Raw genomic sequence first — 13,344 nt, forward strand, 5'->3', positions numbered from 1 at the left:
AAAGCAAGCATCCCACCAAAGTAGCCCCGACCCCCACCCCCGACCCCGACGCGCCAGCGAAGCGCCGCGCCCGACCCATGCAGCGACTCTGACCGTAGGAAGACTACGACTGTTCCCGCAGTGCTCAGACCGTAGTGGCAGTACCTCGACCGTCGTCGCTGTGCCGCGACTCCGACAAAGACCACGACCCCGACTGAGGTCAGTCGAGGTCGTGGTCTGCGTCCGTGTCGTCGTCCGCGTCACCGTCCGCGTCCGCGTCTCCCGCCTTCCGCCGCTCCTCCGCCGCCCGCAGCCGCCGTCCGCCGCGCCGTCCCCGCCGCCGCTTCCGTCTCGGCGCCCCGTCCGCGTCCGGCGACGTCGCACCCGCGTCATCCGACCCCGACTCCGACCCAGACGCCGACGGCGCCAATGGCGCCGAGGCCTCCGACCCCGACCGCGGTGCGAGGTCGATTCCCGCCAGCACCGCCACCTCGTATTCCGCCGTGTCCAGCATCGAGGCCGTGGTCGAGTCCAGCGGGGTGTCGAGCGGATCGTCCTCGACCGACGCCGGGGCTACGACCTCGACCTCGACCGCCGAGGCGGCCTCGCCCGTCTCCCCTTTGAGCTCTGCGAGGCCGACCACCCTCGTGTCGCCGTCGGCGGTGCGCAGCGTGACCCGTTCGTGGAAGATGTCGCAGGCGATCACCTTCTCTTCGCCCTTCGACGTGACCAGGATCTTCCCTTCCTTCGGGAATTTGCGCCGGCTCTGCACGTAGAACTCGTGCTCGTAGCGCAGGCAGCACATCAGGCGGCCGCAGGCCCCCGAGATCTGCTGCGGGTTGAGCGACAGCTTCTGGTCCTTGGCCACGCCGAGGTTGACCGGGCGCAGGTCGGGCAGCCAGGAGGCCGAGCAGTATTCGCGGCCGCAGCGGCCCACGCCGGAGAGCCGCTTCGCTTCGTCGCGCACGCCGATCTGCTTGAGTTCGATGCGCGTTTTGAACTGCGCGGCGAGGTCGCGCACGAGCGCGCGGAAGTCCACCCGTCGTTCGGCGGTGAAGAAGAGCGTGAGCTTGCGGCGGTCCCACTGCCACTCCGCGTCGGTCAGCTTCATGACCAGCCCGTTTGCCTTCACGCGCGCCATGGCGGCGCGGCGGGCCGTTTCGTTCTCGGCCGTCAGCTCGCGGTCGAGCCGTTCGTCGTCCTTGGTGGCGAGCCGCAGCGCCTGGCGGGGCGGCGGGGCGGTGCCGCAGCCGTGGGCGCAGCCGTTGCAGCGCACCTGAGCCAGCTCGCCGGTGGAGTGCACGCGGCCGAAGTCTTCGCCGCGGTCCGCTTCCACGATGACACCGGCGCGAAGCGGGGGCGGCGTGTCGCCGTCCCAGGAAAAAAACTCCTTCCGGTTGCCTCGGAAGGCCACTTCGATGAGATGTGCCACGTGCCCGCCGCCGGGACCGATTATTCGGTGAACTGGCCCATGCGCAGGAACTTCTCCCGACGCCGGCGGACCAGCTTATCCGGCTTGAGGCGGCGCAGCTCTTCGAGCGTGCGCACCAGCGTGTCGCGCAGCGCCTTGGCGGTGGCCACGTGGTCCGAGTGCGCGCCGCCGGGCGGTTCCGGGATCACCTCGTCGATGATGCGGAGCTCCAGCAAGTCGGCGGCGGTGATGCGGAGCGCCGTGGCGGCCTTCTCGCGCATCTCCGGGCTCTTGCCGTCCTTCCAGAGAATCGCGGCGCACCCTTCCACCGAGATCGTGGAGTACACCGAGTTCTCCAGCATCAGCACGCGGTCGGCCACGCCCAGCGCGAGCGCGCCGCCCGAGCCGCCTTCCCCGATCACCGTGGCGATGATCGGTACCTGCAGATTGCTCATCTCCAGCAGGTTGCGGGCGATCGCCTCGCTCTGGCCGCGCTCTTCGGCGCCAAGGCCGGGCCACGCGCCTGGCGTGTCGATGAACGTGATGACCGGCACCTGGAACTTCTCGGCCAGCTTCATCAGGCGGAGCGCCTTGCGATAGCCCTCGGGGTGCGGCATCCCGAAGTTGCGCTTGAGATTTTCCTTCGTGTCGCGGCCGCGTTCGTGGCCGATCACCATCACCGTTTCGCCGTCGAGACGGGCCCACCCCGCCATGATCGCCGCGTCCTCGCGGAACAGGCGGTCGCCGTGCAGTTCGATGAAGTCCGTGAACGCGTGCCGGAGGTGGTCCGACGTGAACGGGCGGCGCGCCATGCGCGCGACCTGCACCCGCTGCAGCGGCGTGAGATTCTGGTAGATCTGCACGCGCGCCTCGCCGAGCTTCTGTTCGAGCGGGGCGATTTCGCGCGAGACATCGAGCGACTGGTCCGACGCGAGTCGCTTGAGCTCCTCGATCTGCCGTTCGAGCTCCGCGATGGGACGCTCGAACTCGAGTACCGGGGCAGCAGCCATGACTATCCTGGAAAGTTCACGCGACGCCCGTCAGCTGCCGGAGCGCACGAGGCGCACCCGATCAGCGCCAAGCAGCGCGCGAAGGTCGGAAAGAATTGCGGACGATGCCGTCACCGTCAGCGACTTCGAACGGAACCGGATGAGCCGGCCGTTCGCCTCGCGCCAGCGAAGCTCGAGCGGCGCGGAGCCTTCGTGCGACTCCACCTTCGCCCGGACATCCTCCATGATCGCAGTGGGCAGATCCAACCCCGGGGTCAGATCGATCGCCACGGCCAACTCACCGCTGGCGCGCACTTCCTCGAAGCGCGTCACGCCTTCCACGATGAAGGTGGCGTTCTCGACACCCTGGTCCTTCTTGGAATAGCCCCCCTTGAGCAGCAGGGGAATGTCGGGGCGGACACGCTCCGCAATCACTCCCCACGCCTCCGGAAAGACCAACACCTCGGAAGATCCGGAAAAATCCTCGACTGTCAACCGGGCGAACTCATTCCCGGAGCGCTTCGCGATCTGCTTCTTGATCGACGTGACCACCACCCCGATCGTGACCGGCTCGGCCACCCACGTCCCCAGCTGGGCCACCGTGTGGCTGGCAAACAGTTCGCACTCTGTTCGGTACTTCTCGAGCGGGTGCCCCGAAATGTAAAAGCCCAGCAGCTCCTTTTCCCGCTGCAGCCGCTCGCTTTCCGTCCAGGGCGGGATATTGGGGAGCGTGGGGGCCCCGGACGGCTCCGGCGCGCCCTGCACGTCGGGGGCACCGCCCAGCAGGTCGCCAAAGAGCGACCCCTGGCCCTTCTCCGCCTCCTCCTGCTGCAGCGCCGCCTCGCTGATCGCGCCATCGAGCGCGCCGATCAGCTGCGCCCGGTGCCCGCCCAGGCCATCGCAGGCCCCCGCGGCCACCAGCGCCTCAAACACCCGCTTGTTGCACAGCCGCAGGTCCACCCGCGAACAGAGGTCGTAGAGGCTCGTGAACGGCCCCTCCGCACGGGCGGCCAGCAGCGAGTCGATCGCGCCGCGCCCCACGTTGCGGATGGCCCCGAGCCCGAAGCGGATGCGCCGGTCGCCCACCACCGTGAACCGCCACCCCGATTCGTTCACGTCCGGGGCCAGCACCTCGAGCCCCATTTCGCGCGCTTCGGCGATGTACTTGATGACCTCTTCGGTCTTCCCGATGTTCGACGACAGCAGCGCCGCCATGAACTCGGCGGGATAGTGCGTCTTCAGGAACGCCGTGTGGTAGGCTACCACCGAGTACGCCACGCTGTGCGACTTGTTGAAGCCGTAGCGCCCGAACGTTTCGATCTGCCCCGCGAGCTCTTCAATGATCTTCTTGTCGTAGCCGCGCGCGATCGCCTTCTCGGTGAACTTGCCGAGCTCCTTCTTGATCAGCTCCGCGTCCTTCTTGCCGACCGCCTTACGCAGCACGTCGGCTTCGGCGAGCGAAATGCCCGCCAGCACCTGCGCGATACGCATCACCTGTTCCTGATAGGTGATGACGCCGTAGGTAGTGGAGAGGATCGGCTCGAGCTCCGGGAGCGGATACACCGTGGCCTCTTCGCCCCGCTTGCGGCGGATGTACACGTTGTGCATCCCCGCATCGAGCGGGCCCGGGCGCAGCAGCGCGTTCGACGCCACGAGGTCGTCGAAACGGTCGCAGCGCATGCGCTTGAGCACGTCGGTCGCAAGCGGACTTTCGAACTGGAACACGCCGCCGGTGCGGCCGGCGCGCAGCACCTGGTACGTCTTCTCGTCGGTGAAGCCGCGCTCCTCGAGGATCACGTCGATCCCGCTGCGCTCCTTCACGTTCTTGAGCGTGTCGGTGATCACCGTGAGCGTGGTGAGCCCCAGGAAGTCCATCTTCAGCATGCCGGCCTTTTCGAGCGCCGTCATGTCGTACTGCGTCACGATCACCCGCTCGTCGCCGTCGCTCCCCGAGCCCTTCGTGGCCTGCGTGCAGATCGGCACGAAGTCGTCGATCGGGCCGGGCGCGATCACGACGCCGGCGGCGTGCACCCCCGTGTGGCGCGAAAGCCCTTCGAGCTTGACCGCGAAGTCGAGCAGCTGCGTGTACCGCTCGTCCGTCCGGTACAGCTGCTTGACCTCCGGCACCTCCTTGATCGCCTCGGCCACCGTGAGCGAAAAATTGGGCGCATTGGGAATCAGCTTCGCCAGCGCGTCCGTCTCCCCCGGGGTAAAGCCCAGCGCCCGCCCCACATCCTTGATGGCCGCGCGCGACTTCATCGTCCCAAAGGTGACGATCTGCCCCACGCTGTCCTTGCCGTACTTCTGCCGCACGTAGTCGATCACTTCGCCACGTCGCTCGAAGCAGAAGTCCACGTCGACGTCGGGCATGCTCACGCGCTCCGGATTCAGGAAGCGCTCGAAGAGCAGGTCGAACTCCAGCGGGCACACGTCGGTGATCTTCGTCGCGTAGGCCACAAGCGAGCCCGCGGCCGAGCCGCGCCCCGGGCCCACCGGAATGCCCCGGTCCCGTGCCGCCTTGATGAAGTCGGCGGTGATGAGGAAGTAGCCCGCGTAGCCGGTCTTCGTGATCACCCCGAGCTCGTAGTCGAGCCGCTCCTGCACCTGGGCTGGCAGCGGATCCCCGTAGCGCGCCTTCGCGCCCTCGGTGGCGATCTGCACCAGCAGGTCATTCTCCGTGGCCACGCCCGCCGGCAGCGGGAAGTTCGGCACGTGGTACTGCTTCGCAAACTGCACGTCCACCGACTCGGCAATCGCGAGGGTGTTCGTGAGCACGTCGTCGCGACCGGGGAAGAACGGACGCACTTCGTCGGCACTCTTGAAATAGAGGCCGTCGTCGTACGTCATCCGGTCCTTGTCGTTGCGATCCTTGCCAAGGCCGATGCACAGCAGCACGTCGTGCGCATCGTGGTCCTCGTGCTTGAGGAAGTGCGCATCGTTGGTCGCCACCACTGGCAACCCGAGGTCGTCGGCCAGCCCCAGCACCTTGGCGTTGAGCCGAGCCTGCCCCTCGCTCGTGTGCGCCTGCACCTCGAGGAAATAGCGCCCCTTGAACAGTTCGGCGTACCAGGCGGCGGCCTCGCGCGCTTCGTCCAGGCGGTCCTCGAGCAGGTGGCTCGCCACCTCGCCCGCCATGCACGCCGACGTGACGATCAACCCCTCGGAATACTGGGCCAGCAGCTCGCGGTCGATCCGGGGCTTCGTGTAGAAGCCCTCGGTGTACCCCAGGGAGGTGAGCTTGGTAAGATTCTTGTAGCCCTGGAGATCGCGGGCCAGCAGCACGAGGTGGTAGTACGGCTTCACCCCGGGCGCCGGCCGGCCGCGCGTGCGGCGATCGCCCGGTGCCACGTACGCTTCCATCCCGATGATCGGCTTCACGCCTGCCTTCTTGGCCTTCTCCTGGAACTCCCAGGCGGCATGCATGTTACCGTGATCGGTGATCGCGAGCGCGGGCATTTCGAAATGCTGCGCGCGGGTGATCAGATCATCGATGCGATTCGCGCCGTCGAGGAGCGAATACTCGGAGTGGCAGTGCAGGTGAACGAACGACATGACCGGGAATGATACCTCCGCACACGAGACCGCGGCAGCACTTGCGCCGGATCCTCACGTGGCTCGGCACCGCCGGCGCCGCGCTGGTCGTGCTGGGCCTCGGGGTCACCCCCATGGGGTGCTACCTCTCCCGCGCCGCCTACGAGGAAGCGCGCATCCTCGCGCGGCGGCAGCCCATTCAGACGCTGGTGGTGCGCGATCGCACGGACCCGGCGCTGCGGGCCAAGCTGCAATTGGTGCTCGCGGCACGGCAGTTCGCCATCGACTCCCTCCACCTCGACGCCGGGGAAAGCTTCACCGCCTTCTCGCCGCTCGATCGCGACACGCTGGTGCTGGTCCTCTCGGCCGCCTACCGCGACCGGCTCGAGCCCAAATCGTGGTGGTTCCCCGTGGTGGGGCGCTTTCCGTACAAGGGATTCTTCGATTTCGCGGAGGCGCGGCGAACGGCGGAGGCGCTGCAGGGCGAGGGGTTTGACGTCACCATGGGTCCCTCCGCCGCCTTCAGTACCCTTGGCTGGTTCAACGATCCGCTCGTGAGCACGACCGTCAAGGCAGACAGTGTGACGCTCGTGAATACGGTGCTGCACGAACTGCTGCACACGACGTTCTTCGCGAAGGGGCAGGTGAGCTTCAATGAAAGTTTCGCCACCTTCGTGGGCGGGCGCGGCGCCGAGCAGTTCTTCCGGGCGCGGGGCGACAGCGCGCTGCTCCGGCGTGCGCAGCGCGACTGGCAGGACGATCGGCTGCTGGGGGCGTTCTGGGAGCGCACGGCCCGTGAGATCGACGGCGTGTTCGCCGCGCTGCCGGACCGCGCCATCGCCGAACGGATCGCGGCGCGCGACACCGTGTATGCCCGCGCGCGCCGTCGCCTCGTGGACAGCGTGGCCCCGCAGCTCACGGGCTACCCTGCCGGCTGGGCGGAGCGCGTGCCGCTCAACAATGCCGTGCTGCTCGCCCGCCGCGTGTACGCCGAGCGATTGGACCGTTTCGACTCCGTGTATGCGGCGAGCGGCGGCCATCTCCGCGACGCCATTGCGCGGGTGATCCGTACGCACCGCGACTCGGTGCGTACGGCCGCCAAGTAACGGCGTCCCAGGCTTACGGCTTCGCGTCTGGCAGGAGCACGAAGCGCGCCCGGTTCTGCTCCGTCAGATACGTCTTGGCCGCGGCGGCGAGTTTGTCCACCGTCAGCCCGTTGATGAGCGTCATGGTGTCGCCCATGCTGTCGAGCGGGTCGCCGTGCTCCACGCGCTGCCGCATGGTGTTCATCCAGTAGCCGTTCTGCTTGAGCGACAGCTCGAACTCACGACGCTGCTGTTCCTTGATGCGCTCGAGCTCCGCCGCGGTGGGCGGCGTGGTGCGCAGCGTCGCGAGCTCGTCACGCACCGCCGCGAACATCGCATCGGCCTGCTCCGGCGCGGAGCCGTACGCAATCGCGAGCTGCCACTCCTGCCGCAGGCGGCGCGAGAAGGCCGAGCTCACGTTGACCGAGTACGTGCCCCCCAGCGATTCGCGCAGACGGTCCAGCAGGCGCATCTGCAGCAGTTCGCCCAGCGACGACAGGGCGTAGGCCTCGTCGCGGGTCCACGGCGCCCGCCCGGCCAGCAACACCACGCTCTGGCTCTGCGGGGCAATGCCCTTGCGGACGACCTTGTCGATCGTGCCGGTGAACTGCGCCGGCCCCACGTCACGCGGCGTCTCCGTGCGCCCCGCGGCCGGCAGGGACCCCAGCCACTGCTCCACCAGCGGCTTGAGCACCGCGAGGTCCACGTTGCCCACGAAGAAGAAGGTGAAGTCGCCGGCATCACCGAAGCGCTGCCGGTAAATCGCCAGCAGGTCGTTGATCTCGAGCTCCTGCAGCATGGCGAGGCTCAGGGGCCGCGCCCGCGGGTGCCCCTGCGACAGGGTGAGCTGCACGGTGTCGCTGAACACCGCCGACGGATTGGCGTCCTTGTTCTTGAGGAACTGCTCGAGCTGCTGCCGCTGCGCCTTGAACACCATCGTGTCAGCGCGCGGCGCGGTGAAGCGCAGGTACGTGAGCTGCAGCAGCGTCTCGAGATCCTTCGGCGAGGCCGCGCCGCTCATGCCTTCGCTCAGGTCACTGATGCTGGGCGACGCATTGGCCACCTTGCCCGTGAGCTTCTTGCGCAGGTCAATCGTGCTGAAGGCGCCCACGCCACCCGCCGCGATGATCGCCGGCGCCAGCGAGGTCTTGAACGCGTCGCTGTCGCTCACGAGGCTCGAGCCACCGGGGCTGAACGCGCTCATCAGCACCTGATCGGCGTTGAAGTCGGTGGGCTTGACCAGCACGCGAATGCCGTTCGACAGCGTCCAGTCGGTGATGTTGTGCGCCGCGATCTTCTGCTCACGCACCACGCGCCCCGCCGTCGGCGCACGCGGCACCAGCGCGGCATCGCTCACGGTTTCCACCCACGGCGCAATGGTGGCGGCCACGACGGTGCCGAACACCGCGCGGACGTCCGCCTCGGTGGGCACCGCGAGCCCCGCCTTCTCCGGCACCGCCACGGTCACCACGCGGTTGGCCGCCCCGCTACGCCCTGCCGCCAGCGCATTCAGCTCGGCCAGCGTGATGGTGGGCAGCAGCTTCTGCACCGCCGCGTACTCGAAGCCGATGCTGGGAATGGCACTCCCCTGCAGGTAGTGCTCGATGTACTCGCCCACAAAGGCATCGCTGGGGGTCTTCTCGCGCTCCGTGAAGGCGCGCTCGTAGCCGCGCAGCGTGTTGATGCGCGCGCGATCGAGCTCGCCCTGGAGGAACCCGTGGCGCTGCACGCGCTCGGCCTCGGTGAGCAGCGCGCGCAGCGACTCGATCACCTGGCCTTCCTTGGCGCCCGCGTCGAGCGACACGTACTCGCTGCCGCGCACGAAGCCGCCACTGCTCGCCCCGGCCCCGGTGAACGGCGCGTCGGGCTTGAGGGACAGCTCGCTGAAGCGCTGGTTGATCATGGTGTTGTAGAGCCGATCCAGCAGATCGGCGCGCAGATCTCCCACGGTGCGCGTGACTGTGCCGGGACGCTTCCACAGGACCCCCACGCTCGACGTGGGGAGTTCCTTGTCGGTGGCGATCGACACGAGCGTGCTGTCGTGCTTCGGTACGGTGGCGGCGGTGCGCGCCCGACCGGTGCGGCGCGGAATGCCGCCGAAGGTGGTGCGGATCAGCTGCTCCAGTTTCACCGGATCGGCATCGCCCACCGCAATCACGGCCATGAGCTCGGGGCGATACCAGTCGCGCCAGAAACGCTTCACCGGCGCCGGATTGAGCCGCTCGAGAATCTCCGGCTTGCCGATCGGCAGTCGCTCGGCGTAGCGCGAGCCACGGAAGATCACGGGGAACTGCTGGTCGCGCAGGCGCTCGCCGGCTCCAAGGCCGTTGCGCCATTCGCTCAGCACCACCCCGCGCTCAGCGACGACTTCGGTGCTGTCGAAGAGCACGCCGCTCGCCACATCACCGAGGAAGCGGACGCTCTTTTCGAGGATGCCCGCGCTGTCGGTGGGAACGGGAAGGATGTAGACCGTTTCGTCGAAGCTCGTGTAGGCATTGAGGTCGGCGCCGAAACGCACGCCGATGCTTTCGAGGTACTTCACGATGTCGTTCTTCGCGAACGATTTCGTGCCGTTGAACGCCATGTGCTCCACGAAGTGCGCCACGCCCAGTTGGTCCGCGTCTTCGAGAATGGAGCCGGCATTCACCACGAGTCGCAGTTCGGCGCGCTGCTCGGGCTTGGCATTCTTCCGCACGTAGTAGCGGATGCCGTTGGGCAGCGTGCCGATCTTCACCGCCGGATCGTTGGGCAGCGGCGCCGTAAGTGCAAACGAATCGGCAGGGGCCTTCTGCGCATCGATGCCGGCAACCGGCAGCCCGAGGGCAATCAGCAAGGCCGAGCGAAGGAGCGTGGACATAGAAAGTGAGGGCGTGGGTCGCGGTGCGGGACGGCGGACAGGCCACCCGGCGTGGGTATATCGAACAATACACGACGGCGAACGGGTACCCGCGGTTTCTTCGGGACCGCGTACCACGGTGAGGCCGGTCAGCCGCCGAACTGGCCCCGCAGCAGTGCGCGAAGATCGACGATCGGCTCGATCACGGCGCCTTCGCGCGGCCCGGGCAGTGCTTGCTGGTGCGGGTCAGGATCGCCAAGCGTGACCCGTTGCATCGTGTGGCGCACACCGTGGTCGAGGAAGCGTGACAGCTGCGAGTACGCGAAGTCGGCGCCCATGCGCGTGGCGTAGCTGTGCAGCGGATACGTCACGTACAGTTCGTCGCGGGCGCGCGTCATGGCCACGTAGAGCAGGCGACGTTCCTCTTCCACCTGTTCCTCGTCGTTGGCCGCGCGGGCCATGGGAAACACCCCATCGGCGGCGTGGATCACGAACACCACGTCCCACTCCTTGCCCTTGGCCGAGTGCACCGTGCTGAGGATCAGCGCGTCGTCTTCGTCCGTGCTGCCCACCGCGAGATCTTGCGTGGCGGCGGGCGGCTCGAGCGCGAGCGCGGCGAGCAACGTCTGGCGGTCCGGATAGCCGGCGGCGATGATCTCCAGCTGATCGAGATCGGCGAGGCGCGGCGGTGCGTCGTCGTAGGTGCCCTTGAGGATCGGATCGTACAGCTGCCGCACGAGGCGGATACTTTCGCCGGGGCTGTGCGGTCGGTCCGCGCCTTCCACGCGGCGCATGCCGTCGAGCAGTGCGGCGACCGCCTGCAGCGCGGGCCGCGCGCGGGCGGGCGCGCGCACCGCGCCGATGATCATCGGCGCCCAGTCGTGCTGCGCCAGCAGCTCCACCGCGGCGCGCGCCGTGGCGTCGCCCACGCCGGGCAACAGGCGAAGAATGCGATACCAGCTCACTTCGTCGCGCGGATTCTCCAGCACGCGCAGAAACGCCAGCATGTCCTTGATGTGCGCCGCTTCGAGGAACTTGAGCCCGCCCCACTTTTCGTACGGAATACGGCGATTGGCGAGCTCGATTTCGAGATCGGCACTGAGGTACCCCGCGCGGAACAGCACGGCCATCTCGCGCAGCGGCGTGCCCTGTTCGTGCAGCTCGAGCAGGCGGTCCACCACAAACGCCGTTTGCGCCGCTTCGTCGCGCACCGTCACCAGCCACGGCGCTTCGCCGCCGTGCCGCTCTGTCCAGAGCCGCTTGGAATAGCGTTCGGTGCTGCGCGAGATGAGCGTGTTGGTGGTGTCGAGAATGCCCGACGTGGAGCGGTAGTTCTGCTCCAGCGTGACGATGCGCGTGCCGGGGAACTGGTGCGGAAAGTCGAGAATGTTGCGGATCGTCGCGCCGCGGAACGCGTAGATGCTCTGCGCGTCGTCGCCCACCACGGTGAGCTTGCCGTTGGTGCAGAGGCCGCGGAGAATGCGCGACTGCAGCGGATTGGTGTCCTGGTATTCATCCACCAGCACGTGGTCGTAGAGCGCGCGCATCTGCTCGGCGATCGGCGGTGCCTGCTCGAGCAGCAGCGCCCACGACAGCAGCAGATCGTCGTAGTCCAGCAGATTGCGGGCGCTCTTGCGCTGCACGTAGTCGGCGCAGCAGCGCTCGATGTCGCCGGTCCAGCTCAGGAAGTGCGGCCACTGGTCGCCGAGGATCTGCGCGAGCTCCTGGCCCGTGTTGACGTGGCGGGAGTAGATCGACAGCAGCGTCTCGGCGCGCGGGAAGCGTGGGGCGCCGCGGGGGGCGTGCTTGAGGTCCCCGTAGCCCAGGGCGGAGCGGGAGAGCCCCATGAGGTCACCGGCGTCGCCCTGGTCGAGGATCGTGAAGTCGGCCGGGAGGCCGGCGGCGGGGCCGAAGCGGCGGAGCAGGCGGTGGGCGGTGCCGTGGAAGGTGCCGCCCTGGACCTGCTGGGAGGCCGAGCCCACGAGGCGCTCGCAGCGGCTCACCATTTCCTGGGCGGCGCGGCGGGTGAAGGTGAGGAGCAGGATGCGCTCGGGGCGCACCCCGCGGCCAATGAGGGCGGCCACGCGGTGAATGAGCGTCCGCGTTTTGCCCGACCCCGCGCCCGCCACTATAAGAAGGGGCGAGTCGCCGTGGCTGGCCGCGTCGGCCTGGGCGGCATTGAGCGCCGGTCCCTCCGGGGCAGGGGGCGGCGGGACCACCCGGCGGGCGGGCAGGAGCGAATGGACGCGCGGCTGGTCGGGCATGGGGGGAAGATATACACCCTTCTATAGACGATCCTATATAGACGGCGCCGGCCCGGGGGGCGGGGGTTACGGGAAATCTACGGTTTCCTGTGGACAACCCGCAGAGCCCGCCCGTTCGTGACAGATTTGTGATGAGGCCGCTGGAAGATCGGTTGCACCGGTGCCTTGACCGTGCCGCGGAACCTCCCTAGGTTTTCGACTTGCTATTGTCGCGAGGAGTGTGTGCGCCACCCTACCCTTGGGTGAACGCAGGCGCTGCTCGAGTGACAGTGGGTGTTGTGCTCGCGTGTTGGCGGAGCTTGGACCGTACAGCGCGAGTGAAGAACTGCTTCGCAAGAAGCAGGCAGTATTCCCGGGCATCATGCTGTGCAGTACGACACTGACCTCCCTTCGGCCGCTCCCCGATACGAGATCAGGTCCTCTGCGGCGCAGTGGTGATGAAGTGCACGCCGACCGGCGTCGCTTACCAACGCAGTGCTGTTGTGTCGTGGTCACCCGATCCTCGACCGGCAACTACCTCCACGACCTCGCAAGAGGGGGATGAATGCAACTCTTTTCTCGGAACAAGGCGATCGCTGCCCTGAGCCTCGGCGCCCTGGTGGCGCTCGGTGCTTGCGGTGACGACGTCACGGTGCCCGCGCCAGTGCAACCCGCGGAGTCGGTGAGCATCTCGCCGTCGAACGCGAACATGAACGTTGGCGAGACGCTGAACTTTGCAGTCCAGATCACGGGCGGCTCGGCCAGCTCCACGCTGTCGAGCTGCACGTCGAGCAGCGCGACCGTGGCCACGGCCGCGGTCAACGCCGGCGCCTGCCGCGTGACGGCAGTGGCGGCTGGTAACGCGACCATCACGGCGACCACGTCGACGGGCAAGTCGGCGGCGGCGGCGGTGGCGGTGGCGGCTCCGGCTCCGGCCATCACCGGCCTCACGGTGTCGCCCACGGCGGCCCAGGTGGCGGTTGGTCAGAGCGTGACGCTCGTGCCCACGGTCAACCGTGCGAACGCATCGGTGAATGTGGCGTACACCTATATTTCATCGGCCACCGCCGTTGCGACCGTCTCCAGCACGGGTGTCGTGACGGCGGTTGCGCCGGGTACGACCACGATCACGGTCACCGCGGCGGGCACGGGCACCGGCTTCTCGGCCGCCTCGCTCACCACGGCCGCGACGGTCACGGTCTCCGACCGGACCCCCGGCCTGACCACGCTCCAGGTCTCGCCGACCACCGCGTCGCTCCTCACGGGCGCC

The 13,344-nt window shown here is 68.0% G+C and carries 7 protein-coding genes; 2 read left to right on the top strand and 5 right to left on the bottom strand.

All coding sequences use genetic code 11. The features are described 5' to 3' along the window. Positions 1–199: 199 nt before the first annotated feature. The 3 genes from ACIQ51_RS13000 to dnaE are packed head-to-tail and all read right to left on the bottom strand — an operon-like array spanning position 200 to position 5,931. Positions 200–1,411 (bottom strand): stage 0 sporulation family protein, encoded by a 1,212-nt coding sequence (locus ACIQ51_RS13000; protein WP_396205483.1) that lies wholly within the window; start codon positions 1,409–1,411, stop codon positions 200–202. A gap of 20 nt (positions 1,412–1,431) precedes the next feature. After that, the gene (locus ACIQ51_RS13005) at positions 1,432–2,400 is read right to left on the bottom strand and encodes an acetyl-CoA carboxylase carboxyltransferase subunit alpha (RefSeq protein ID WP_396205484.1); all 969 of its coding nucleotides are present in this window, start codon (positions 2,398–2,400) and stop codon (positions 1,432–1,434) included. Positions 2,401–2,430: 30 nt separating this feature from the next. Then, the gene (gene dnaE / locus ACIQ51_RS13010; protein ID WP_396205485.1) at positions 2,431–5,931 is read right to left on the bottom strand and encodes a DNA polymerase III subunit alpha; all 3,501 of its coding nucleotides are present in this window, start codon (positions 5,929–5,931) and stop codon (positions 2,431–2,433) included. A 41-nt stretch (positions 5,932–5,972) separates the two neighbouring features. On the opposite strand from dnaE, the gene ACIQ51_RS13015 reads away from it, so the two are divergent. Further along, positions 5,973–7,016, top strand: a complete 1,044-nt coding sequence (locus ACIQ51_RS13015) for an aminopeptidase (RefSeq protein ID WP_396205486.1) — start codon at positions 5,973–5,975, stop codon at positions 7,014–7,016. Positions 7,017–7,029: 13 nt separating this feature from the next. On the opposite strand, the gene ACIQ51_RS13020 is transcribed toward ACIQ51_RS13015, so the two are convergent. Both ACIQ51_RS13020 and ACIQ51_RS13025 read right to left on the bottom strand, forming a co-directional pair. Next, entirely contained in the window at positions 7,030–9,852 is a 2,823-nt protein-coding gene (locus ACIQ51_RS13020) for a M16 family metallopeptidase (protein WP_396205487.1), read from the bottom strand. Between the two features lie 128 nt (positions 9,853–9,980). Next, the gene (locus tag ACIQ51_RS13025) at positions 9,981–12,095 is read right to left on the bottom strand and encodes an ATP-dependent helicase (RefSeq protein WP_396205488.1); all 2,115 of its coding nucleotides are present in this window, start codon (positions 12,093–12,095) and stop codon (positions 9,981–9,983) included. A 544-nt stretch (positions 12,096–12,639) separates the two neighbouring features. Between ACIQ51_RS13025 and ACIQ51_RS13030 the strand changes: the two genes are divergently transcribed. Continuing rightward, positions 12,640–13,344, top strand: a 705-nt coding sequence (locus ACIQ51_RS13030) for an Ig domain-containing protein (RefSeq protein ID WP_396205489.1), incomplete at its 3' end; no start/stop codon positions are given.

This window comes from Gemmatimonas sp. (assembly GCF_044344655.1).
Lineage (GTDB): Bacteria > Gemmatimonadota > Gemmatimonadetes > Gemmatimonadales > Gemmatimonadaceae > Gemmatimonas.